The 22,925-nt window shown below is 61.8% G+C and carries 25 protein-coding genes; 10 read left to right on the forward strand and 15 right to left on the reverse strand.

What is annotated here, in order from left to right:
* Positions 1 to 183: 183 nt before the first annotated feature.
* Positions 184 to 1,473 carry an LCP family protein gene (locus tag HMPREF2760_RS07870; RefSeq protein ID WP_070597040.1) on the forward strand — a complete coding sequence of 430 codons (1,290 nt, stop codon included), beginning with the start codon at positions 184 to 186 and terminating at the stop codon, positions 1,471 to 1,473.
* A 106-nt stretch (positions 1,474 to 1,579) separates the two neighbouring features.
* On the opposite strand, the gene HMPREF2760_RS07875 is transcribed toward HMPREF2760_RS07870, so the two are convergent.
* From HMPREF2760_RS07875 to HMPREF2760_RS07885, 3 genes are read right to left on the reverse strand one after another with little or no spacing between them, the layout of a single operon-like run.
* Positions 1,580 to 2,509 (reverse strand): DUF5926 family protein, encoded by a 930-nt coding sequence (locus HMPREF2760_RS07875; RefSeq protein ID WP_070597030.1) that lies wholly within the window; start codon positions 2,507 to 2,509, stop codon positions 1,580 to 1,582.
* 21 nt (positions 2,510 to 2,530) lie between these two features.
* Positions 2,531 to 3,235 (reverse strand): glycerophosphodiester phosphodiesterase family protein, encoded by a 705-nt coding sequence (locus tag HMPREF2760_RS07880; RefSeq protein ID WP_070531787.1) that lies wholly within the window; start codon positions 3,233 to 3,235, stop codon positions 2,531 to 2,533.
* Positions 3,235 to 4,182 carry an L-lactate dehydrogenase gene (locus HMPREF2760_RS07885; protein ID WP_070523884.1) on the reverse strand — a complete coding sequence of 316 codons (948 nt, stop codon included), beginning with the start codon at positions 4,180 to 4,182 and terminating at the stop codon, positions 3,235 to 3,237. The genes HMPREF2760_RS07880 and HMPREF2760_RS07885 overlap by 1 nt, the downstream gene beginning before the upstream one ends.
* 140 nt (positions 4,183 to 4,322) lie before the next feature.
* Here HMPREF2760_RS07885 and HMPREF2760_RS07890 point away from each other — a divergent pair, with 140 nt between their 5' ends.
* Positions 4,323 to 6,164, forward strand: coding sequence for an alpha/beta-hydrolase family protein (locus HMPREF2760_RS07890; protein WP_070523887.1), 1,842 nt, complete (start codon positions 4,323 to 4,325; stop codon positions 6,162 to 6,164).
* Positions 6,165 to 6,188: 24 nt separating this feature from the next.
* On the opposite strand, the gene msrA is transcribed toward HMPREF2760_RS07890, so the two are convergent.
* Positions 6,189 to 6,839, reverse strand: coding sequence for a peptide-methionine (S)-S-oxide reductase MsrA (gene msrA, locus HMPREF2760_RS07895; RefSeq protein ID WP_070523890.1), 651 nt, complete (start codon positions 6,837 to 6,839; stop codon positions 6,189 to 6,191).
* 165 nt (positions 6,840 to 7,004) lie between these two features.
* On the opposite strand from msrA, the gene HMPREF2760_RS07900 reads away from it, so the two are divergent.
* Positions 7,005 to 7,607, forward strand: coding sequence for a superoxide dismutase (locus tag HMPREF2760_RS07900; RefSeq protein ID WP_070523894.1), 603 nt, complete (start codon positions 7,005 to 7,007; stop codon positions 7,605 to 7,607).
* A 421-nt stretch (positions 7,608 to 8,028) separates the two neighbouring features.
* On the opposite strand, the gene HMPREF2760_RS07905 is transcribed toward HMPREF2760_RS07900, so the two are convergent.
* Positions 8,029 to 8,925 (reverse strand): LysR family transcriptional regulator, encoded by an 897-nt coding sequence (locus HMPREF2760_RS07905; protein WP_070523897.1) that lies wholly within the window; start codon positions 8,923 to 8,925, stop codon positions 8,029 to 8,031.
* Positions 8,926 to 8,995: 70 nt separating this feature from the next.
* On the opposite strand from HMPREF2760_RS07905, the gene HMPREF2760_RS07910 reads away from it, so the two are divergent.
* Together HMPREF2760_RS07910 and HMPREF2760_RS07915 are read left to right on the forward strand one after the other, a co-directional pair.
* The gene (locus tag HMPREF2760_RS07910; RefSeq protein ID WP_070523901.1) at positions 8,996 to 10,147 is read left to right on the forward strand and encodes an MFS transporter; all 1,152 of its coding nucleotides are present in this window, start codon (positions 8,996 to 8,998) and stop codon (positions 10,145 to 10,147) included.
* 11 nt (positions 10,148 to 10,158) lie between these two features.
* A complete protein-coding gene (locus HMPREF2760_RS07915; protein ID WP_070597031.1) occupies positions 10,159 to 11,451 on the forward strand; it encodes a copper oxidase in 1,293 nt (430 codons plus the stop codon).
* A gap of 126 nt (positions 11,452 to 11,577) precedes the next feature.
* Here HMPREF2760_RS07915 and HMPREF2760_RS07920 read toward each other — a convergent pair whose 3' ends face one another.
* The gene (locus HMPREF2760_RS07920; protein WP_210386352.1) at positions 11,578 to 13,014 is read right to left on the reverse strand and encodes a TM0106 family RecB-like putative nuclease; all 1,437 of its coding nucleotides are present in this window, start codon (positions 13,012 to 13,014) and stop codon (positions 11,578 to 11,580) included.
* A gap of 75 nt (positions 13,015 to 13,089) precedes the next feature.
* Here HMPREF2760_RS07920 and HMPREF2760_RS07925 point away from each other — a divergent pair, with 75 nt between their 5' ends.
* Positions 13,090 to 13,722 carry a DUF6474 family protein gene (locus HMPREF2760_RS07925; protein ID WP_070523907.1) on the forward strand — a complete coding sequence of 211 codons (633 nt, stop codon included), beginning with the start codon at positions 13,090 to 13,092 and terminating at the stop codon, positions 13,720 to 13,722.
* Positions 13,723 to 13,917: 195 nt separating this feature from the next.
* Positions 13,918 to 14,235, forward strand: a complete 318-nt coding sequence (locus HMPREF2760_RS07930; protein WP_070563488.1) for a histone-like nucleoid-structuring protein Lsr2 — start codon at positions 13,918 to 13,920, stop codon at positions 14,233 to 14,235.
* On the opposite strand, the gene HMPREF2760_RS07935 is transcribed toward HMPREF2760_RS07930, so the two are convergent.
* Positions 14,232 to 14,870, reverse strand: coding sequence for a LuxR C-terminal-related transcriptional regulator (locus HMPREF2760_RS07935; RefSeq protein ID WP_010188464.1), 639 nt, complete (start codon positions 14,868 to 14,870; stop codon positions 14,232 to 14,234). The genes HMPREF2760_RS07930 and HMPREF2760_RS07935 overlap by 4 nt on opposite strands.
* A 36-nt stretch (positions 14,871 to 14,906) precedes the next feature.
* Entirely contained in the window at positions 14,907 to 16,079 is a 1,173-nt protein-coding gene (locus HMPREF2760_RS07940) for a sensor histidine kinase (RefSeq protein ID WP_070597032.1), read from the reverse strand.
* Between HMPREF2760_RS07940 and HMPREF2760_RS07945 the strand changes: the two genes are divergently transcribed.
* Complete coding sequence (locus tag HMPREF2760_RS07945; RefSeq protein WP_070597033.1) at positions 16,078 to 16,632, forward strand: DUF2020 domain-containing protein; 555 nt, start codon at positions 16,078 to 16,080, stop codon at positions 16,630 to 16,632. The two genes, HMPREF2760_RS07940 and HMPREF2760_RS07945, sit on opposite strands and share 2 nt — an antisense overlap.
* A 73-nt stretch (positions 16,633 to 16,705) precedes the next feature.
* Here HMPREF2760_RS07945 and HMPREF2760_RS12875 read toward each other — a convergent pair whose 3' ends face one another.
* Together HMPREF2760_RS12875 and HMPREF2760_RS07950 are read right to left on the reverse strand one after the other, a co-directional pair.
* On the reverse strand, positions 16,706 to 16,858 hold the full coding sequence (locus tag HMPREF2760_RS12875; RefSeq protein WP_167595825.1) for a hypothetical protein: 153 nt from the start codon (positions 16,856 to 16,858) through the stop codon (positions 16,706 to 16,708).
* Positions 16,858 to 17,616, reverse strand: a complete 759-nt coding sequence (locus HMPREF2760_RS07950) for a class E sortase (RefSeq protein ID WP_070532603.1) — start codon at positions 17,614 to 17,616, stop codon at positions 16,858 to 16,860. The genes HMPREF2760_RS12875 and HMPREF2760_RS07950 overlap by 1 nt, the downstream gene beginning before the upstream one ends.
* Positions 17,617 to 17,681: 65 nt before the next feature.
* Here HMPREF2760_RS07950 and yidC point away from each other — a divergent pair, with 65 nt between their 5' ends.
* Entirely contained in the window at positions 17,682 to 18,668 is a 987-nt protein-coding gene (yidC, locus tag HMPREF2760_RS07955) for a membrane protein insertase YidC (protein WP_070523917.1), read from the forward strand.
* On the opposite strand, the gene HMPREF2760_RS07960 is transcribed toward yidC, so the two are convergent.
* From HMPREF2760_RS07960 to HMPREF2760_RS12880, 4 genes are all read right to left on the reverse strand, one after another.
* The gene (locus HMPREF2760_RS07960) at positions 18,625 to 19,233 is read right to left on the reverse strand and encodes a TetR/AcrR family transcriptional regulator (protein WP_070563501.1); all 609 of its coding nucleotides are present in this window, start codon (positions 19,231 to 19,233) and stop codon (positions 18,625 to 18,627) included. The genes yidC and HMPREF2760_RS07960 overlap by 44 nt on opposite strands.
* Before the next feature lie 68 nt (positions 19,234 to 19,301).
* Positions 19,302 to 19,562 (reverse strand): GlsB/YeaQ/YmgE family stress response membrane protein, encoded by a 261-nt coding sequence (locus tag HMPREF2760_RS07965; RefSeq protein WP_010188457.1) that lies wholly within the window; start codon positions 19,560 to 19,562, stop codon positions 19,302 to 19,304.
* Positions 19,563 to 19,702: 140 nt separating this feature from the next.
* Positions 19,703 to 20,599 (reverse strand): universal stress protein, encoded by an 897-nt coding sequence (locus tag HMPREF2760_RS07970; RefSeq protein WP_070563504.1) that lies wholly within the window; start codon positions 20,597 to 20,599, stop codon positions 19,703 to 19,705.
* Between the two features lie 40 nt (positions 20,600 to 20,639).
* On the reverse strand, positions 20,640 to 20,786 hold the full coding sequence (locus HMPREF2760_RS12880; protein ID WP_167595824.1) for a hypothetical protein: 147 nt from the start codon (positions 20,784 to 20,786) through the stop codon (positions 20,640 to 20,642).
* Here HMPREF2760_RS12880 and HMPREF2760_RS07975 point away from each other — a divergent pair.
* On the forward strand, positions 20,722 to 21,774 hold the full coding sequence (locus HMPREF2760_RS07975) for a pseudouridine synthase (protein WP_083299169.1): 1,053 nt from the start codon (positions 20,722 to 20,724) through the stop codon (positions 21,772 to 21,774). The two genes, HMPREF2760_RS12880 and HMPREF2760_RS07975, sit on opposite strands and share 65 nt — an antisense overlap.
* A gap of 35 nt (positions 21,775 to 21,809) precedes the next feature.
* Here HMPREF2760_RS07975 and HMPREF2760_RS07980 read toward each other — a convergent pair whose 3' ends face one another.
* Positions 21,810 to 22,628, reverse strand: a complete 819-nt coding sequence (locus HMPREF2760_RS07980) for a hypothetical protein (RefSeq protein WP_246823651.1) — start codon at positions 22,626 to 22,628, stop codon at positions 21,810 to 21,812.
* Positions 22,629 to 22,925: the final 297 nt, after the last annotated feature.

Genomic DNA, 22,925 nt, shown 5'->3' on the forward strand with positions numbered 1-22,925 from the left:
GCGAAAAGACAGCTACCGCCCCCTGTGTGATGGGTGGGGCAGAAGTTGTTTCGCGGTACAGTGTTCCCCATGACCTACCAAGGACGCGATCCAGAGCGCGAAGCCCGCCGTGCCGGCGAGCCCCACGGCAGACCTCGCCGCGCGGGCTCCGCTAGCTCTGCAGGCCCTTCCCGCCCCCGGAACATGGCCAGCCCACGCGGCTCACACGCGGCCGGTGATGACGCTGGCGAGTTCGTCCTTGGTGCCGACGGGCAGCCCTTGCGCGATCGCTACGGCCGCCCGGTGCGCCGCCGCCCATCCGCGCAGCAAGCTAATCCTGCGCATTCATCCTCCCGCGCTCAGCGCCCCAGCGCGCGGCGCTCCCGGCCGGAGGAGACCCGCTTCGACGTCGACGCCTACATGGCCCAGCGCTCCCCTGCGCGCCCAGCGCCCCGCCGGAGCGTACCTTCGCAACAGCCTGCTGTCCGCGCCAATCGGTACACCCCGGATGCCCCACCGCGTAGCTACGCTCCGCAAGCCCCCACCCGCAGGCGTGCCGAAGGTCGCCCGCACAGCCGCCGCAAGAAAGTAAACCCAGCCAAGCAGGCTTTCGGTTGCCTGGGCTGGCTCGTCGTCATCGCCCTCGTCTTCATGGTGGCCTTTACCCTGTGGACGGATTCGCGTTTAACGCGCATCGATGCCCTGCCCACCGAGCAGGTGGCACAAACCTCTGGTACAAACTGGCTGCTCGTAGGTTCGGACTCGCGCCAGGGGCTCACTGAAGAACAACAGGCGGAGCTAGGCACCGGTGGCGATGTGGGCGTCGGCCGCACCGATACCATCATGCTGCTGCACATTCCCGCATCCGGAAAGGCCCAGTTGGTCTCCATTCCGCGCGATAGCTACGTCGACGTCCCCGGCTTTGGCATGGACAAGGTCAACGCGGCCTTTACGTACGGCGGCCCGCAGCTGCTGACCCAAACCGTGGAGCAAGCCACCGGCCTCCACATCGACCACTATGCGGAGATCGGCATGGGCGGCTTGGCCAACGTCGTGGATTCCGTCGGCGGCGTGGATATCTGTGTTAAGGAGCCCATCAACGATCCGCTTGCCGGCATCGACCTCCAAGCGGGCTGCCAGAAGCTCCGCGGGCCGGATGCGCTCGGCTACGTGCGCACCCGCGCCACCGCGATGGGTGACTTGGACCGCGTGGAGCGCCAGCGCGAGTTCTTCGCCGCGCTGCTGGATAAGGCAACGTCTTTCTCCACCATCGGCAACCCCTTCAAGGCAATTTCACTGGTTAACCACACCGCCGACTCCTTCATTGTCAACGAGAAGGACCACGTCTGGCACCTTGCACGCGTGGCGCTATCCATGGCCTCCGGCGTGGAAACAAAGACGGTCCCCATCGGCGGCTTCGAGGACACGGTCGTGGGCAACGTCGTCCTCTGGGATGACGCCGAGGCCCAAGCGCTCTGGGACTCCATGCGCTAAGGCTTCGGCCGGTCGTTTCGATCAAATAAGGCTCCAAAACCTTGTGGTTTTGGAGCCTTATTTGATCGTTTCGTACCCGCGCCTCGGGGGCGAAGGCACCGAGATACTAGCGCAGCGTCACCTGACGGGACTTGATGTTCTGCAGCTGCTTGCGCTCATCGGCGTCGAGGTTGGCGTCGTTGGAGATCTCCTCCTCCAGCGCCTTATTCACGCGAGACAACTCTGCCTCGTAGGAATCGTGCGCAACCTCCGGGTCGAGGTCGAAGACCGGAGCGATGAGGCCGTGGGTACGGAAGACACCGGCAAACTTGGTGTTCTCTCCCAGGTTGAGCTCACCGCGAGCGGCGATGCGCGCAAGGGCGTTAAGGAAAGCATTCTCGTCATCGCAGGGGCGGACCCAGCGGATGTGCGCCTTGCCGCCACCGGCGTTAGCCCAGAAGGCGGTGCCCACAAAGCCTTCAGCCTCCTGGCCCACCTGGTAGGACTCGATGACGGAATCGTTAGCGCGCTGCAGGGCCTGCGCCATCTGCGGAGGAACCTGCGCGCCTTCCGGCATCCACCACGCGAAGTCCTGGTAGACGTTGATTTCCAGCTCGGCGTCCTCCTCCAGCAGCTCCTTGAGCTCCGGCTGGGAGCCATCAGCAGCGGTGGACTCGAGAGTGGAACCCGGCGCGTTGTTCTTCACCCAGTTCAGGGCGAAAGCCAGGTCGCGGCCCGGATTGTGCGTGTGGGACTGCACCTGCAGGCCCACGAAGGCCTCACCGCCGGACTCCTCATCACGGATGAGTGCGGCGGTAGCCCCGGGCAGCACGGTGGCGACGCAAACGTCCTTGTCAAAGCCTTTCACAGACAGCTTCGCCGTTGCGGAAGGAACGAATTCCTGCAGGGCGACGAGGCTAGCCTCAGCGGCGAGTCCACCGAAGGGGCGGGGGTCCTTTTCTAGGGCAGCGCGCTCGGCGGCGCGGGCAGCGAGCTTAGCTTGGCGGCGGGACATACCCTCCGGCAGCTGTTCGTTCTTCTTTTTCTTCTTGGCCATACTGAACAACTTACCTGTTCATTACAGCTCAATGGCATGCAGGGCCACTTCCGGTTGGTTCGTGGCAAGAATATCCACCCCGTTGGCCCACGCCCACTTCATGTCCTCGGGTTTGTCGATGGTCCACATGTACGTGGGCAGACCATGCGCACCGATGGCAGCAGGCTGCAGCTTGCCGCGCAACAGTGACATGCCAAGGCCTGTTGGCTGCGATAACAGGATGTCCGGGCGGTTGAAATGGCGCTCCCAATCGCGGCGCAAATATATGCGGTCGATATGCGGGGCGAGCGCTGCCATTCGACGGATGGCCCGGTGGGAAAAGGAAATCATGTGGATCCGGGGGTCGTCGACAAGCCCTGCGTAGCGCAACCGCAGCACCATCTGTTCTTCGAGGATGTCGCCCTGCCCCGAGGGATGCTTGGTCTCGATGTAGAGGTGATGCTTCTTATCGCCGAGCATCTCGAGGAGCTCGTCGAGAAGCAGCATGCGCTGGCCACCACCGATCTTGAGGCGGCGCAGCTCCTCCCATGTCATGCGAGACACTCGGCCTGAGCCATTCGTGGTGCGGTCCAGGGTGGGATCATGGTGAACCACCACCTTGCCGTCGCTGCTCAGACGGATATCGCACTCGATGCCGTGAATGGGAAGCTCGAGCGCTTTTTCAAAGGCAAGAGGGGATAGCTCCGGATATTTCCCGGAGTATCCCCTGTGGGCGACAATCTTCACTAGCCGAAGATTTCTTCCTTGATGGTGTTGAGAGTGTTGAAGGAGTTCTCGAAGCGCTCCTTCTCGTGGTCATCGAGGGCCAGCTCGATAACACGGTTGACGCCGGAGCGGTCAACGATGGCCGGGGTGCCGATGAAGACATCCTCGTGGCCGTACTCACCCTGCAGGTAAGCGGAGACAGGAAGTGCGACAGCCTGGTTCTGAATGACCGCGCGGGTGATGCGGGCCAGGGCCATGCCGATGCCGTAGGAGGTGGAGCCCTTGGCGTCGATGATGTGGTAGGCGGCGTCGCGGGTGTCCTCGAAGATCTTCTCGATGCGCTCGTTGTAGCCCGGGTCCTTCTCAGAACGGTGGGACAGGGAGACACCAGCGATGTTGGCGGAGGAGACGACCGGCAGCTCGGAGTCACCGTGCTCGCCGATGATGTAGGCGTGGACGGAGGTCGGCGCCACGTCATCCATCTCAGAGAGCATGTAGCGGTAGCGGGCCGAGTCCAGGACGGTGCCGGAGCCGATGACGCGCTCGTGCGGGAAGCCGGAAGCCTTCCACACCGCGTAGGTCAGCAGGTCCACCGGGTTGGAGGCGACCAGGAAGATGCCGTCGAAGCCGTTCTTCATGACGTCACCCACGATGGAGTTCATGATCTTGACGTTCTTGTCCACGAGCTGCAGGCGGGTCTCGCCGGGCTTCTGAGCGGCGCCGGCGCAGATGACGACCATGGAGGCGTCCTTGCAGTCTTCGTAGGTGCCCTTGGTCACGCGGGTGCGGGACGGGGCCCAGACAACACCATGGTTGAGGTCCATGACGTTGCCCTCGAGCTTCTTTTCGTCGATGTCGATGATGGCCAGGTGGTCAACAGTTCCCTGGTTGACCAGAGCGTAGGCGTAAGCAACTCCAACGTCGCCCGCGCCGATGAGTACTACTTTGTTTCCAACATGATTTCCCATGCCTCCTATTGTGCCCCCAATGTCCGAATTTTGCTCGTTATGCGCCCGAATTCACAGACCCAGTAGTCCGATCTCACATTTTTATGTCTGATCGGACATCTATGGAGGCTGCGCTGCACGTCGAACCTAAAGCTGGTTCAATGGCCAGCATGCGTCAACTTGCGCGCCGCATCGCACTCAGAACCGCCCGCACGGGCCTTCAGGCTGCAATCTTTTCCCTGGAGATCATCAGCGATCTCACGCCCGGCATGCGCATGACTGGCCGGCGGCGCCTGCCACAAAACATGTGGCCCGGGCTCTTCGGCGCCGAAGTCGCAACGTGGGCAGCCGTCTCCCCTTCCCTTTTGCCCCGCCCGTGGTGGGTCACCGCCGCCAACGTGGCCATCGGCCAAGGCGCTGGACACCTCGCCGCGACCACCGCGGCCTTCGCTGCCAAGCGCGCGCTGCACCACGCTGGCCGCCGCCCCCAGGACCGCGTCGGCCCCACCACTCGGCGCTATTCCTACTACGCACTGGGGGTTGGCACGCTCATCGCAGGCATACGCTCCCTGCGCAATCAGACGGAGCAAGCCCGGCTCGTGGGAAAGCTCAATGACCGCGGACCTCAGTCCGCAGCACTGGGCATGGCCGTGGGCACGGCAGGCTACGGCGCCTTGCTCGTTGTGGGGGAAGCAGCCCAGCTCACCGTCACCCAGCTTTCCCTCCAGGTCCAGCGCTGGCTGCCCAGGTGGATTGCCTGGCCGCTAGCCGGCGGCGCGGTCGGCTTCGCCACAGCCCTGGTCAGCGACCGGATGGTGTGGCGGCGCCTACTCCGCAAGGCCTCCGTCCAAGGCCTTGCACTCAACAAACTGGTATATCCGGGCTCCGCCATGCCGTGGGAGCCGGAGCGCTCTGGCAGCCCCTGGTCCCATGAGCCTTGGACGGCCGTCGGCTCACAGGGCAGAGCGTTTCTTGACCGCGGCCCGCGCGCCCAGGACATCAAGGAGGTCATGCACTTCGAGCGCGCCCACGAGCCAATTCGCATCTATATCGGACTCATTCGCGGTCGCGGCCCGCACGCCGCCGCACGCCACGCGGTGGCGGAGATGGACCGCACGGGTGCGTTCCACCGCGACACGATCGTGTTGCAAATGCCCTCCGGCTCAGGATGGATCAATAACTATGCGGTCAGTGGATACGAATTCCTCACGCGGGGCAATTGCGCCACCGTGGCCCTGCAATTCGACTACTTGCCTTCCATGTTTTCCTACCTGGTGGACAAGAACCTCTCCCGCACCTTTGCGCGCGAGCTCATCGCGGCCGTCCATGACCGCCTCGAGCTCCTCCCTGAGGACAACCGCCCCAAGTTGTATTTCAGCGGCGAGTCGCTGGGCTGCTATGCCATCGTGGAGAACTTTGAGACGCTCGAGGAACTCCTCGCCGCCTGCGATGGTGCGGTCTTCACCGGACCTCCGCGGATGACCAGCTTCATGCGGCGCCTGCACCGCGAACGCGGCTCCTTGGAGCGCTTGCCGCTTATCGACGGCGGCCGGCACCTCCGCTTCGCCGCAGTCCCCGCCCACATGGAGCACGATGCCTTCGGCGAGCCTTATGGCCCCTGGGAGCGCCCGCGGGTAGCGGTGGGGCAACACGCCTCCGATGCCATCGTGTGGTGGGATAGCAAGCTCATTTATGCCCGCCCCAACTGGATCCACGAGCCGACCCCGCAGACCTTGTACGCAGATACTTTTAACAACCTGCGCTGGCATCCGTTCATCACCTTCTGGCAGGTAGCACTGGACCAGATCAACTCGCTCAACGTGCCGGGCGGCCACGGGCACAACTACTTCGAGGAAACCTTCTGGTACTGGGATTCCGTCCTCGGATCCCAAACGCGCACACAACTCACCCCGGAATTAGCCGAGCGCATGCGGGTCTTCGTGGAGCGCGACCAGCTCAACAAACCTTCCGACTTCCGCACGCATGTGCGCAAGCAGCTCTAGCCGGACTCACGTCCGTAAGCAGCTCTAGCCGCACTTCACACCGGTGCTGTGGTGCGGGCAATAGCCATTGGGCACCTTATGCAGGTACTGCTGGTGCTCGTCCTCAGCCAGGTAGTACTGGCCTGAGTCCGTCTCACTGAGGAGGGTGACTTCGGTGGTGGTGGCGCCGAAGCCGGCGTCGGCAAGCTTGCCCGCGTAGGAATCCACAAGCTGCTGGATCTCCGCGCGTTCCTCTTCGGTCTCGGGGTAGAAAGCCGAGCGGTACTGCGTGCCCACGTCGTTGCCCTGGCGGAATCCCTGGGTCGGATCGTGGGCTTCCAAGGCCTTGACCACGAGGTCGCGCAAGCTCACGCGCTGCGGATCATACGTAATCTGGACAGCCTCCGCATGGTTGGTCAGCCCGCGACAGACCTCATAATAAGTGGGATTCGGCGTGGTGCCGCCCGCATAGCCCACGGACGTGGACTCCACGCCCTCAGTTTCCCAGAACATCTTCTCCGCGCCCCAGAAACAGCCGATGGCGATGATGAGGGACCTCTGCCCCTCTTTCCACGGTCCAGTAATCGGAGTGTCTAACACCGCGTGGGGCTGTGGGGCCTCTAAGACGGGCTCCGCGCGCCCGGGAAGGGCGTCCTTAGCCGCCACCAGCGTGGGCTCTGGCCTGAAAAGAAACATGCTGGGTTCTCCTTACACTTAGCGTTGTCCTCCCTCTTATACTCCGCCGCGCTGCCCGCAATCCAGGTTTTTGTTCACGGCGACTCCCATAGAAAAATTATTGTGGCCAAATTCTCATCCGGGCCCTACCATGGGGCCTCGTACCCCAAAGAAAGGATGAAACAAATGGCTGTTTACGAACTTCCGGAACTCGACTACGCATACGATGCCCTGGAGCCGCACATCTCCGCTGAGATCATGGAGCTGCACCACTCCAAGCACCACGCTGGCTACGTTGCTGGCGCTAACGCTGCGCTCGAGGCTCTGGAGGAGCAGCGCAACGGCGAGGCTAATGCTGACGCCATCCGCGCTCTGTCCAAGAACCTGGCCTTCAACCTGGGTGGCCACACCAACCACTCCATCTTCTGGAAGAACCTCTCCCCGAACGGCGGCGGCGAGCCCACCGGCGAGCTGGCTGAGGCTATTAACCGTGACTTCGGTTCTTTCGAGAAGTTCAAGGCTCACTTCTCCGCCGTTGCCACCGGCCTGCAGGGCTCCGGCTGGGCAGTTCTGGGCTATGACCACGTTGCTGGTCGCCTGGTTATTGAGCAGCTCACCGATCAGCAGGGCAACATCTCCGTGAACTTCACCCCGCTGCTGATGCTGGATATGTGGGAGCACGCCTTCTACCTCCAGTACAAGAACGTGAAGGCTGACTACGTTAAGGCCGTATGGAACGTCTTCAACTGGGACGACGTTGCCGAGCGTTACGCTGCTGCCACCAAGTAAGCACTGTGGCCTCCTTTAAGGCCACGTAGCTTCATCCCGCGCTGGGGCCTCTTCGTTGAGGCCCCAGCGCGGTTTCGCGTTTTCATCCATCTACAGGCCTCGCGGAGGGGCGCCCAATCCCGGCGCGCGAGCCGAAACTGCCCGAGCTGCCAAAGTTATACGCCGTCATTGCCGATCCGCGCGGATCTTCGTCATGTAGGGCAGTTGGCCTCTCGGCAAAGGCAATCTGCGACCCGTGAGGGTGATGGACTACACCCCTTCTGCCCCCACTTAAACGTCATAGAGAGCAACGCGGCGCGGCCCTCGCATTGCTCGCGGTGAAACTGCCGGGCCAACCGGTGCACACCATCCCCTGGCTGCCCCACGAGGTCTCTACCCCGAAGACGCTCGCTGCTCTGGCCGCTAAGCTTCCCTTCGGCAGCTAGTCGGCCTCGACCAAGCTACTGCCCTCAGCGGTGCGGGCCACGACGAAATCCTTGAAGTGCTCGACCGGCGGGGCATCATCGCCTTCGCGCCACACCAAGCCCAGCTCGCGGTAAGCCGCGGGCTGCAGGGGCACGGGGTTGCGGGCTTTGAGGTAGGGGTCATCGAGTGGCAACAGAGCCGATCCCAGCCCGGCGGCCACGAGGCCCGCCACGGTGGTGAGCTCCATGGATTCGAAGACGAGGCGCGGGGTGAAGCCGGCCTCGCTCGCTAGGGAGTCGAGCAACATGCGCGTTCCATAGCCCGGCAGCATGCCGATGAAGGGTTCATCGCGGAAGTCTTCCATGCGCACCCCGTCTCGCCCTGCGGCCCAATGACCTTCCGGAACCGCTAGACCGAGGCGTTGCAGTTTGAGCTGGTGCCACCCTAGCGGTCCGGGGGCCGTAGGGCGGGGGCCGACCAGCGCCAAGTCGGATTCGCCGGCGGCTACCCTCTCCACGAGCTCGCGGGCCGCACCCTGGTGCAGACGGATATCCACGTGGGGATGCTGGGCGCGGTAGGCCTTGAGCAGCTCCGGGACCATCCACGTGCCCAAGGAATGCATGAAGTCGAGGCGCACGGTGCCGCGCTCCGGATCCATGAGGCGGGACACGGTATCGCGCGCGGCAGCTTCGGACATCAACATCCGCCGAGCGTGTTCCACGAATGCCTGGCCGCGGGCATTCAGCCGCAGGCGCCGGCCGCTGCGCTCGAAGAGGCTGGCCCCCACCTCCGCCTCGATGCGCTGCACGCGGCGGGTCAGCGCGGATTGAGAAAGCCCGAGGGCGTCGGCAGCCGCGCCGACGAGCCCATGGTCCGCCACCGCGACCACGCCGCGCACATCTTCCAGATTCATGCACACCTCGCATGCTTTAAGTAACTTTCGGACATTTTACACATAATCCGCGCTAGGCCATGCTTGATGCATGACCAGAACGCGGCGCGCCACCATTGCCATGCTCTTCGTGGGCCTGGCAATTTTTTCTTGCCTCTATCCCACCCAAGCCATGCTGCCCACCTTGGTGGAGGACATGGGCATGTCCCCCACCGAAGCCGCCATGACCATCTCCGCGGCCACCGGTGCGCTGGCCATTTGTGTCATCCCCGTGTCCATCATCTCCGAGCGCATCGGCCGCGGAAAACTGCTGCTTGTTTCCACCATCGCGGCCACGCTCATCGGCATGCTCGTGCCGCTTGCCCCCAATCCAGAGATTCTCATCGCCACCCGCGCGCTCCAGGGAGCGGTCATCGCCGGCGCACCCGCTACCGCCATGGCCTGGATTTCGGAGGAGCTCGAAAGCTCCTACGTCGCCCGGGCCATGGGGCTGTACATCGCCGGCACCACCATCGGTGGGCTAACCGGCCGCCTCATCCCCACCGGGCTTCTCGAGCTCACCTCCTGGCGCTGGGCCCTGGCCGGCTCCAGCTTGGTCACGCTCATCCTCGCCATCATCGCCGCTATTTTGCTGCCCTACCAGCAGAATTTCACCCCGAAGGAAATCCACTTCCGCTCGGAGCTGCGAGCCATCTTCCGCCATGCCCGGGATACCCGCCTCATCCCCTTGTTCATCGTGGCCTTCGTGGCCATGGGCACCTTCGTGTCCCTCTATAATTTCCTGGCATTTAGGCTCATCAACCACTTCCACCTCGCGCCCGGTTTGGCCGGCTTGGTCTTCCTCTTCTACCTCACCGGCACGTGGTCCTCGGCGCGCGCCGGCCGGCTGGTCTCACAAGTAGGCCACGCCAACACGCTGCTCCTATCGTGCCTGCTTTTTGCCGTGGGCATCGCGCTATGCATGGGCTCTTTAATCCCCACCCTGCTCGGCATCGTGTTATTCACCATCGGCTTTTTTGCCGCGCACTCCACGGCCTCGGGGTGGGTGGGGCATATCGCTACTCACGACCGCGCGGAGGCCTCCAGCCTCTACGTCTTCTTCTATTACCTGGGCAGCTCCATCCTGGGCGCGCTGGCCGGTGTGCTCTTTGATTCCTTGTCGTGGACCGGCTTCATCGCCGTCTACACCGCCCTCGCCGCGGGCATCGCGGTATTGAGTTGGGTTGTGAGAAAAACCGGATAAACTCGTGTTTTATGGATAAGTGGTCGCCGCGCACATGGCACAGGAAAGCATCCCGCCCGGTCAGCCTGTGGATGATGGTTTTTCTTCTCGCCGGCGCAACCCACACCCTTATCCCAAACTACCGCTGGGTCCTCATCCATCTCTTCACCCTGGGCATCCTCAGCAACAGCATCGTGGTGTGGTCCCAGCACCTCACCGAAAAGTTCGTGCAGCTCAAAGTTCCGATGTCGGCCCGCCCTCGCCAGCTCGCGCGGATTTATCTGCAGAATGCCGGCGTTATCCTCACCCTCGTGGGCCAAATCCTCAGTGAATATTGGGGCCACCACTGGGTGCTCACACAGATAGGTGCCACGCTTGTCGCTCTTGCGGTGTCTTGGCATGGTTTGGCCCTCTTTGCTTTGTGGCGCCGCGCGGAATCCAAACGATTCCGCCCCGTCGTCGCAGCTTATGTGGCCTCGGCCTTCTTCCTTGCCGTGGGCGCTACTCTTGGCGCATTCCTCGCCACACACCCTTCCCATCCGCGCCTGCTCATTGCACACGTTGCCGCCAACATCGGCGGTTTCGTCGGCCTCGCAGCCGCCGGTTCACTCACCATCTTGTTCCCATCTATCTGGCGCACCAAGGGAATCAACCCACACATGAGCCTAAGCTTCACACTGCTGGCGCTGGGCGTGGTGACCACCGTGATCGGCAGCGCGTGGAATGTACCGCAAGCGGGTCTGATCGTCTACTGCGTCGGCTGGGTGCTCAGCCTGCAGAGCTGGCTGCTCAATGCCCTCACCGTGTTCCGAGAACCACGCGGGCGCATCACCTTCCCGGCGCTATCTGTGCTCTTTTCCTGCTTCTGGTTGCTCGGCAGCCTGGTGTATTACACCACCCAGCATTTCTTCTCCAGCGAGCCACAGATTCCCATGCTCGCGCTCGTCGTAGGGTTTGGCGCCCAACTGCTCATCGGCGTCATGGGCTATATGCTGCCCACCACGATGGGCGGCGGCCCTTCAGCGGTGCGGGCGGGCCTGCGCGAATACAACCGCTGGGGGCTGGGGCGCTCGGTCTTAATCAACGGCGGGCTTGCCCTGTGGCTGGCCACCTCCAGTTCCCTCACCATGGTTGCCGCCTCCCTGCTCTGCCTCGGTTCCATGGCCATCATCCCCGTACTCACCGCTCGCGCGGTCAAGGCTCAGAAAGCCGTGCTCCTCAAGAAGGCCGAAGGCCCAGCACCCACGACCACCACGGACTGGAACCAGGTGTGGGTGGCCCTTGCGGTGCTCATCATCCTCGGCGGACTCAGCCTCATCCTGTAGATCCCCAGACCTCGATCCCGCAACCTCCAGGGTGGGTGGTGGGGCGTCGGCAAGCGCTTGGCGACGCCCACCTGCAGGTTGCGGGTTTCAGGTCTGGGGGCTTGCACACGGGAGGGCAGGGAGAAGCTAGGGCTCGAGGGATGGCACTCCCGGCGCGCCGTGAGACATCCACTCGCGGACGGCATGGGTCGCGCGCACATCGCCGGCGTTATAGCGCAGAATCTGCGCACGCGCGTCCGTGTCACCGGCGAGGGCGGCTCGGCGGGCATTGACGGATTCCTCGCCATCGAACTCTTCCGGCCATTCAAAGCCAGCGACGGGCGCCACGGTTTTCAGCCCCAGGCCCGCAGTGCCGGCGAAACTGCGCTTGACGTGGACGAACATGTCCACCCATTCCTCTGAGGAGATGAATTCCTCGACCTCCTCCAGGTTCGGAGAGGAAAAGCGCTGGGCGGACCTGCGCATCCAATGGTTTTCGCCGTGGGCGGAGTAGCAATAGGCCGCGAAGGTCTTGCCCGCCGCATGCGCGTCAGCGCGCACCCCCATGAGCCACTCCCAAAACTCGGCGAAATTCTCCGCCTCGGACCGCCCTCCCAGCGGATCCCAGGTCACAAAGGGGTGGTACTCGCCGTCCAGGAGCGCGCCCCACAGGTAAGCACCTTGATCCAGGTAGGCCTCCATATCGACGTCGACTTCCACATCTGCGCGGGGAACGCTGATGCGGCCGCGCCGCAGCAAAGGGACGCCCTCACGCCACGCAGCAGCAAGGGCGGAGGGGGCGCCGAGGGAGGCGTCGATAAGCCCCTGCACCGTCGTGATGCCGCGCTCGCGGTAGGGGTTAGCGCGGTCGCCCGGCAGGAAGAGGGAGATATCATCCCGGGCCTCCAGCTCTTGCTTACACAAGGGCCAAAAGCGGCAGGAGGCGCACTCCTTGACGCGGCGCGGCCCAGCGGGAAGCGGCTGTACGAGCGCCTCATCGATGCCGAAGCGCGAGGTATCCGTGACGAAAGCCTGACCGCGGTCCTGCCCAATCGCCGCACCTCTGCCAGAATTCAGGCCGACGTCCTCCAAACCCCGCGCGGCCAGGGCTAAGCGGTAACCATCGACGGCATGATGCTTAATCTTGTATTTCGCCGGCAGCGGCTCACTCAGCCCCAAGCGATGCGTGGGGACAACCAGCGTTCGCGCACCCTCGTGCGGGCGGGCCACGCGGTGATCGGAGACGATAACAGGGCTGTACTTATCACCATCCCGAACCAGAAGCTCCACGCGCACCATCCACTCCGACGTGGAAAAGACGGCGTTGGTGATGTGTGTGTAACCGTGAGCCAGCGCCTCCAGCGTGGCAAGCGCCCGCTCGAAATCATCCCCCTCCAGATCAATCCGGCGGAAACGGCCAGGCCCCTTCTTGGGAAGGCGAGCGAGCGCGGCATCGATAGCCGCGGCGTGGCGCTCCGCCCGGGCTTGGCTCACCGCGGTGCGTGGGATCTCGGGATGCGCGCGGCGCTGCACCAAGCGATAACGGCAGCCCACGAGGTCCGTGGCGACGAGCACATCCTTCACAGCAGGTGAGCTTAGTAGACCACCTTGCTAGAGTTGTAGCGAGACCCTAAAGATAGATTATTTAAGGACGTTTCAATGGGCATTATGAAGAAGATCCGCAAGGCCCGCCGTGAGGCCCGCGCCGAGATCAAGGCTGCCAAAACCCGCGCAAAGGCAGAGGTAAAGGCCGCGGATAAGGCCAAGCACCGCCAGCAAAAGCTATTGGCCCGTCAGGAAAAGGCGCTTATCAAGTCCGAGGAAAAGGGCCTAAAGAAGCGCCGCAAGCACGAATACAAGATGGCCAAGAAGGAACTCGAGCGCATTAAGGAAGGCCGCTTTAATAAGAACAATGTCAAGCGTTATGCCGGCGCCCTGCGCACCGCAGCACCCCTTCTTTTGCCTCTCCTTTACCGCGGCATCACCGTTGCCCAGCGCGAGGTTGAGAAGAAGCGCGCGCAGAAGGCCGGCGTCAGCGCCGAGCAGCTGGCCTCCTTCTCCGGCCACGGCGCACCGCTCAAGGCCCGCACCGCCGGTATCCGCAATTCGCTGAAGGATGCGCAGCTTCCCGCCGGTTTCAAGCGCGACGTCAAGGAGCGCCTCAACGAGCTTGATTCTGCGATCGACAATGCCGAGTACATGACCGATCAGCAGCGCCAGCGCGCGCACCGCTCCATCTCCGGTGAGATCGACTCGCTCAACGACGAGATCCAGTCCAAGCTGCGCGCATAGCCGCTCGCACGGATTCTCTACGCCTTCGGGCCGCTGCCTTCCCCGCTTTTAGACGGTGGAGGATAAGCGACCCGAAGGCTTATTCTTTCGCGCTCAAAACCCCTTTTTGGCAATGCATATTAACGCTGTCACGGAATTTGTTTTCGTTCTATAGTTAATAGCGGGAGAATCAGTTTAGAACTCGAATGGAGAAACATGGCACGCCGCGAAATCACCCAGTTTTTTGACGATATTGATAATTCGCCCCTCAACGAAGACGAAGTGATCGTTATCCGCTTCAGCGTTGACGGTAAGGATTACCTCCTCGACGTCTCGCAGGAGAATGCCGACAAGTTCCACGCCGCCATGGAGCCTTTCGTGAAGGCTGCCCGCCACCCGGTCAAGAAGGACACTCGCCGCTACAAGCCGGCCGATGTCCGCGCATGGGCCGCCAAGCACGGCTACGAGGTGGCCGAGCGCGGCAAGATCCCCAACGACGTCATCCTGGCGTACCGCGACGCCAACAACCTCTAAAGAACGCCCTGCTCGCGCGCTGCCGCCACGGCGGAGGTGCGGGAGCGCACGCCCAATTTGTCATAGATGTGGACCAGGTGAGACTTCACCGTCGCCTCCGACAGCATCAGCTCCACCCCGATCTCACGGTTTGAGGAACCCGCCGCGACCAGCTTCAGCACCTCGAGCTCGCGCGGGGTGAGCGAGGTGCGCGGCGTACGCACGCGGGTCATCAGTTTGTCAGCAACCACGGGCGAGAGCGCCGAATCACCTTCCGCCGCCGAGCGCACCGCCGCGAGCAGCTCTACCGGCGGCGCGTCCTTGAGCAGGTAGCCCACTGCGCCTGCCTCAATTGCGCCGAGGATATCCGCGTCGGTGTCGTAATTGGTCACCACGAGCACCTTGGGGGGATTCTCCATGGAGTAGCGGATAGCGGCGGTCGCTTCCGCACCACCCATGACGCGTGTGCCCTCGATCCCCGCACCAAAACGCAGGTCCATGAGGAGAACATCGATGCCACCCGCTTGGGCTGCGGACACAGCGGCTTCGGCCGTAGCGACTTCGCCCACAACCTCGATGTCCTCAGCCCCCTCGAGCACCGAGCGTAAACCTAGGCGCACGATCTCATGGTCGTCGGCAAGCAAGACCCTAATCACGGGCTTCCTCCTCATTGGTACGGTGTGGACAATTTCCTAATCTACATCGTTGTTTAAGGGCACACTAACTGAGACCGCCGTGCCACTTCCCGGCGTGGATTCAACCACGACCTCGCCGCCGAGTTCCGCCGCGCGCCGGCGCATGGCGGATAGACCAATGTGGCCCAGCCCCGCCGGCTTATTTTCCACCGCCTCCACATCAAAGCCCTGGCCGTTATCCACCACGTCCACGCGCACCTCGTCCGGCGCATACGTCACGGTCACCCGAGCCTTCGTGGCGTGGGCATGCTTGACGACGTTCCCCACCGCTCCCTGCGCAATCCGCAGCAACGCGGCCTCCACCTTCATGGGCAGCTGTTGCGCATCGCCTTCTACGTCCACTGAGACGTCGAGCCCACCGGTCGCCGCAAAATTCTCAGCCATCCTTGTCATGGCCGCCCCCAAGGAGGTTTCGGACAACGCCGCCGGCTGCAACGCCGCAATCATGGCGCGCGCTTCGTGGAGGTTATCCGCTGCTGTTCGCCGAGCCAGTTCGATGCGTTCCTGCGCCTTGGGGATATCCTCCTGTTCGAGATCGCGGTCAGCGGCATGCAGGAGCATCTGAATGGAGGACAAACCTTGTGCAAGCGTGTCGTGGATTTCGTGGGCGATGCGCTGGCGCTCAGCGGTCATGCCGGCCGTGCGCTCGGACTCCACGAGCTGGGACCGGGTCTTCATCAACTCCTGGTTCATGCGGCTCAACGCCCGGAAGGCATAGGTAATAGCAATCGTCACCAAGGCCGATACCGCCGGGCCCATGATGCCGCCGAAGGAGAGCCCGCCCGGTACTTGCACCAGGATGGTCACCGCCGTGGCCGCGAGCACGCAGATGATGCCGGGGATCATCTCCAGCACGTAGAGGTAGACAAAATACAGAGAGAACACGAGGTAGATGGCCGCGGGCGCCACCGCTATATCCGCTAACCACAAGACCGTGAGGATAACCATCCAGCCATAGCGCGCGATGCGCGGCAGGGCCTCCATATAGGCCGAGCCCCCGAAGTACACCACCGCGAAGGAGACCAACAGCAGCAGATTGAGCACGCCCTGCCACAGCGGCAGGCGCACCGTCATAAATATCGCCACCACCAGCAGCGTCGCCGTCAGGACGTGGATACCGTTGCGCAGTGCATCCGATTCAACCGAGCGCTGGTCTAGTGTGGACGTCATGCGCCACAGCCTACTTCCCCCACTCGCCGCCTGCCTGATCGGCATAGGCTTTGCCGCGGTGGGGTGTTCGGATGCAGCCGACCCCGCCCCCAGCACCGAGGCCGCCAGCCCCGCGCCCGACACAAACTCAGGCGATGGCCTGCCCACGGACGCTACCGCCGAGGTCAGTGACTGGGAAGACTGCCCCTACCTGGACACGCAATGGGTGGCCGATACGAATGGGCAGAGGATGACCCGGTGGGGCGTCGACAAGCGTTTTAGCACCCCCGCCTGCGTGTTCTGGTCCTACCCCGAGGAACCACAGGCTACAGTCCTAGTCCGGCAGATGCCCAGCGTCGACGAGGCGCGCGCGGTCGTGGATTGGGCCGCACCGGTTGAAGATACGGAGCTCGCCGAATTCGATGGTTGGTCCGGTGGGCGCGGCGTCTTTGAGGATCACTCGGTCTTTGCCGTCCAGAAGGACAACCACGCCGTGGTGGTGTGGTCAAACCAGCTGCAGACTCTCAAGCCCCAGCTCATAGCGCAGGAAGCAATCAACCGCTTAGGTCTGTAAAGACCTAAGCACAGTAACGACCTAAGCATTTAATGGTCTAAACAGCGACTAACGCCTAAACAGCGACTAACGCCTAAACGGCGACGTCATTATAGGGCATCTGCGCCGCTACCCAGGGGAAAATCACCTCCATGAGCAGGAAGAAAACCCCTACGGCGAGGGCCAGAGCCAACAACGCCTTGACCGCGGTGGGGCCGGGCAACAGGTTCCAAAGTGCGCGATACATTAGTTCTCCTCCAAGACGGCGGGGCGGGCATTGTCATCTGCTCCGGGTGCTTTAGCCTCGCGGTCAGTCTCCATCGCGTGAATGATCATGCGCTCTGCATTGGAGAACTGCGGGTGGCAGGTGGTGAGGGTGAGCAGGGATTCGCTGGGGTCAGCCCCTTCCATCCCGGGAACAGGCTGGAGCACGCTCACATCACCCGGCAGGGTGATATGGCGCCCCTGTACAGCCTGGTATTCCGGCTTGGCTTGCTGCTCTGGGCTGAAGCAGTCCCCCGCAGCCCCCTCGATAGGCAGCACGCGGTAGGTAATCCAGTCCGTCGCGGTTTCGATGACGATGGCATCGCAAGCCTGCAGGTTTCCCAGGTCATTGAAGGGAGCGCCCTTGCCCACACGGTGCCCGGCTACCGCGAAATTGCCCGGCTCACCAGGCATCTGCGTGTCGGTATAGTGCCCCGGCCCGCGCAACAAATCGTCTTCGTCGGTTCCTTCGAGAACCGCGAACGCGAAGTCCGAGCCGAAGGCCGGGATATAAAGGCGCGCAAAGGCCTCACCGAGCTTCGGGGCATGGCCCGCTCCGCGTGGGTTGTGCCATTCTTCCTGCAGCGTCTCGTTGGCTTGGTCCTGCTTGTGACCAGACTCGATGTTTGTCCAATAGGACTCATAAAAGGCAAAGAGAAGCAGAAGCACGCCGGCCGTCAGCATAAGCTCACCGATGACGGTCCCTACGGTCGGCCGAGTGCGCGCGGTGGGGTGGGGCATACCCATACCTTAGCCTCCCGGTAACGTATAAGTGCCCCATCACCCTGCAGAAAGAGGAGTAGGCGATGATCAACATCTTCATGTACCCGGTCTCCGGAATCATGAAACTGTGGCACTTGCTTTTTGGTTCCTTCCTTGACGGCTCGACTGCGTGGATCCTCACCATCGTCTTCCTCGTGCTCACGGTCCGCGGCATCATCGCTCCGCTGAATTGGCTCTCCGTGAAACAGGGCCGCATCGGCGCCCTCATGCGCCCGGAGATGACCGAACTCAATGAACACCTCACGCAGGCCGATTCGGTCGATGAGGCTGTCGACATCCTCACCCAGCAACGCGAGCTCAAGGAGCGCTTCCAGCACAACCCGCTGGTGGGTTGTTTCCCCGCCTTCCTCATCATCCCGGCTTTCATTGGCCTCTACCAGGTGGTTCTTCGGGTGTCAGGCTCCGCGAATGAACCGGTGGGGATGCTCACGCTTGGCGACGTCTCCTCCTTCCGCACCTCCACCGTCTTCGGCGTCCCCCTCACCGATTTCGCGCGCGAGCATCACGACTTGGTCCTACCGATGCTCGTGGCGGCTCTCGTGTTCACCTCCCTCAACACGCTCATCACGCTCTACCGTGGCTTTCTTACCACGGTCTTCGATCAGAAGATTCCGCGCCGCTTGCTGTGGTTCATGGCGCTCATGGTGGTTCTCATCCCCTGGATGCTGTGGAAAGTGGCTTGGCATGGCCCCATCCCCGTGACCATCATCTTCTACTGGGGCTGCTCCTACCTCTTTACCCTGCTACAGACCTTGGTATATGAATTGATCCTGCACCGTCGCTATCCCCTACCGGAGGCCGTCCACGAACAGCGGCGCGACAGCATCCGGCGGTGGCGGGCTAAGGAAAAGAAGAAAGAGAAGAAAGCCGCTAAACAGCGCCTTAAGGAAGACCCTGCCCACAAAGAGGAGGTTGCTGCTGCCCGCAAACGCCACTCGGCCATCGTGGCGGAGGCACGCAAAATTGTTAAATCGAATAGTCAGCAGGAGGCGCCGAGAGAAGCTGAATAGCCAGCTGCTTCGCGGTTACTAGTGGAGCGACGTCGCGGGTAAGGCGAGCGCCGGCAAGGCCGCCATCGAGGAAGATGAGAATTTGGCTCGCCTGCTCCTCTGAGGGGTAGCCGTTCTTGGCGTTGAGCAACGCTGTGATTGTGGAATGAATCCACGTGCGGTGTTCCACACAGGCGGCCACGATGCCCCGCTCGGCATCCGTCTCTGGACGCGGGTATTCACCGGCCGCGTTGAGGAAGTGCGAGCCCCGGAACTCCATGGAGGGCTGTTCCTCAATGGCCTTATCGAAGAAGGCCAGGATTTTGCTCTCCGGATCGGTCGCGTCCTCGGTGCGCCTCTGCCAATCAGCGCGGTATTCCTCATCGAGGGCCTCAACGTAGGCGATAACGAGGGCATCCTTGGAGCCAAAAAGGGAGTAGAGCGAGGCCTTGGCCACGTCGGCCTCGCGCAGGATACGGTCGATGCCGATGACGCGGATGCCCTCGGTGGTAAAGAGCCGCGTGGCGGATTCAAGTAGTCGGCTGCGCGGGCTCGGGCGGTTGCGACGCGACTTCTTTTCGGCCATTTCTTCTCCTTACATGACAAAACCGGTTCATCTATACAATATAGACAAACCGGTATGTATGCGAATTTTTACTTCTTGCGGCCCGTAATGGCTCCCACGATCCACAGCAAGATACATGCACCGACCGTTGCCGTAATGATCATCAGGAACCAGCTATCGCCGACGCTCTTGTTGAAGAGCGCTAGCAATCCGCCACCGATGAGGCCGCCGATAACACCAACGATGAGGTTGGTGAACAGCCCCTGGTCACGCTTCATAATCTTCTCAGCGAGCCAGCCGGCAATGATGCCAACAACAATCGAACCAAAGAAACCGAGACCGAGTCCCATGACACTCACTCCTTTGAATAACAGTAAATAGCGTTTATCTACGTACCCTCCCACCGTACGCGTTAAAACACCAAAACGACCCGGGCCCACCACATATCCACTGGATGGTCCCGAATCGTTATAGCGAGGTTATGCGATAGTTACTCCGAGTCTGGGCGAACCACCATCATCGGGCACGGCGCGGACTGCAGCAGCGCGCGGGAGGTAGAACCCAAGAGCATGCCCTTGAAGCCACCGCGACCGTGGGAGCCCACAACGAGCAGCTGCGCACCTTCGGAGGCCTCCGACAGCGCACGGACCGGGCGGTCACGGGCGATAACCTTCTTAACCTGCACTTCCGGGTACTTCTCCTGGAACTCCGCGAGGCGTTCAGTCAGCAGCTCCGCCTGCTCCTTCTCCACCTCAGCCCATTCAGCCTGGGCTGCCGAGAGGCCGGCCAGGGAAGCCTGAACCTGCATGTCCATCCAAGTGTGAACGGCAATCAGCTCTGCGCCGCGGGCATCTGCTTCCTTGAAGGCGTAGTCCGTTGCCTTCTGGGAGACCTCGGAGCCATCGACACCGATAACAACGGGACCGTACTTCGTGGATTCGGTGACGTGGTTATCCTCACGGACCACGACCACCGGGCAAGATGCGTGGGAGACCACAGATGCAGATACCGAGCCCATGACCATGCCGGACAGGCCGCCCATGCCGCGGGAGCCCATGACAATCATGGTGACGTCCTTGGACATCTCCAGCAGCATGTCGATAGGGGAGCCCTCAGCCACGGTGTGGCCGATCTTCAGATCCGGGGCAATCTTGTGAGCCTCGGCGCGGGCCTCCTCGATCTTCTCTAGGGTCTCCGCCTGGAGGTCATCAAAAAGCTCCTTCGGCGGGACCATGCCTTCGGCGTAGAGGAACTGCGGCATCGTGTAACTCGATGCGATACGTAGCGGGATACCCCGTTTCACCGCAGTATTTGCAGCCCAGCGGACGGCGTTCTTCGACGCTTCCGAACCATCAACGGCGACGACGACAATGTCTTCCTTTGCCATGACCTTTCCTTTCGAAGTGCTTACACCTCCAGTCTAATACCTACTGGCCGACCTGTGGGGCGGTAGCGGCATCAGCATTCGCTGGGAAAAGAATGTTGTAGGCAGCCACAGCAATATCACGAATGACGGCACCGATACCATTAGAGAAGAAATCGATGACGGGCGCGAGAATAGAGTTGAAATCCATGGGGCAAAGAATATCGCAAAAAGGGCGTGGCGCAACACCACTTCCTATCCGCGATGGACTAAACCCCACTCACGCCCGCGTTGTCGAAGGCCCCATCACCGCGTGGGACTTTGTGCACGACCTCATCGTGACCCAACGTCACCGCCACCCCGACGATAACGACGCGGCCCTCCAAGCCCGCTTCACAGCGAACGAGGTTGTATCCCAAGACGGCACCCCGCTTAGTCCCGACAGCACCCTCGCCACCAACGCGATGGTGTACTTCTACCGCATGCCGGCTCCCGAAACACCCGTCCCATACGACATCCCAATCCTGCACGAAGACGAGCACCTCTTGGTCGTCGACAAGCCGCCCTTCATGGCTACGATGCCTCGCGCCCGCCACATCACGGAGACTGCCACCGTTCGCCTTCGCCGAATGACAGGCAACAACGAGCTTTCCCCCGCGCATCGCCTGGACCGGCTTACCTCGGGCATACTCGTCTTCACCAAGGACCGCACCGTTCGGGGCGCCTACCAAACGCTCTTCGCCGAGCGCCGCGTCACCAAGACTTACGAAGCCATCGCCCCGCTTGCCGACGTCTCCCCCGGCACCGTCTGGCGCTCCCGTATGGAGAAGACCCCAGGGGAATTGCAAGGTCGCATCGTCGAGGGCGAAGTCAACGCCATCACCGAGGTCGGCGGCGTGGAACCAGTAGATAAGGCACCGTACGAAGCCATCCACGGTTCACTTCCCGAGATAGCGAAGTACACTCTCAAGCCACAGACCGGCAAGACTCATCAGCTCCGGCTACACATGCTTCAGGCGGGCATCCCTATTATTGGTGACCCCATATACCCGGTCATTTTCCCTGCAGAGGCCGAAGACATGCGGATTCCCATGCACCTGACGGCGACACACATTTCTTTTGTTGATCCATTCACAGCCAGACCCCGAGAATTCTCCTCTCAACTACCGCTTGGAACCCACCATTTATTGAGCCCGTAATTAGGAACATTTAACCATTGTCAATGGCCTTCGACCTACCTTTCGAAGGCCGGGATCTCGCGTTCATTTCCAAGCGGACGCCCGGCCGCCTCCCACCAGGTGCCCGTGTCCCGCGCGCCCTTCCACCCGGCAACGTAGGCCACCACCAAGCCAGCGACCGGAACGACGACAGCGCCAATCGGACTGAACAGCGACGCCGCAAAATCAATCACATGGTCAATCTGGAAGAACTCAAACACCATGCCGTAAAACTCACCCCGGCTATGCAGGTCCGAAACGCGCTTAGCCACGGGTTCAATCACTGGTTCTAGTCGGTCACGAATCGCCGGCCCGAAAAGCAAAAGAAAAAAGGACAGCGCCGCCAATGCGAACTTCTTACTGAGTTCCCACGCGCCCGCGCGGTGGGGATGTGTGGCTAAGTCAACGCGCCTCTTCCGTGCTGACTCGTTGGCAACCGGAAGAAAGTCGATCCGCTTAAGGTCATCACCGAGTCTTACCCGCGCTGAACGACTATCGGGCTCAAAGACATCTACAGTCTTGCCCGCAAAGAAGTGGCTCAGACCGTCCTCTTCCCACCCTGGGGCCGGCTTCTCCCTCAAGACCAAAGAATGCTCAATATCTTTCACCCGAGAGACAACCTGTCCCTCACGTATCAGACATGCAGCCGGCACCTTATCCATCAATCCACGGGGTGTAGGACACTGCGAAACCCGCGTCTGAATCTCATCCGAGGTAGCAAGACTTTCAGCACTTTCTGAGTCCGCCAGAGCAGAAACTTTGCCCCGTGCTGCAAGCAGGACATAGACGGTCTTTCCCTCATAGGGAAGTTCCCACAGGTCAAACTTGTCGGTCAAACGCAACGCCCCCAACTTTGACAGTCTGCGCGAACAACACCAATAACCACAGCCTCTACTGTAACTGACCCTGCCAAGGAAGACGAACAGAACAACTTCACCCCAGCATCGACAGACGTGGTGCCGAGGAGGGCCCTCATGACTCGGTCACTAAAAAGCTATTTGTTCAGACCTGGAAGTGCAGACGTGGTAACGCATGCCGGTAGTGCTGGCAAAACGAAAAAGAGACCGTTGAAGCAATCGTGCTTCAACGGTCCTTGTCGTTGTATTGAGTTGTTGTTTGTTGTTTGGTGTCGG

This window comes from Corynebacterium sp. HMSC065D07, from assembly GCF_001810695.1.
Lineage (GTDB): Bacteria > Actinomycetota > Actinomycetes > Mycobacteriales > Mycobacteriaceae > Corynebacterium > Corynebacterium hesseae.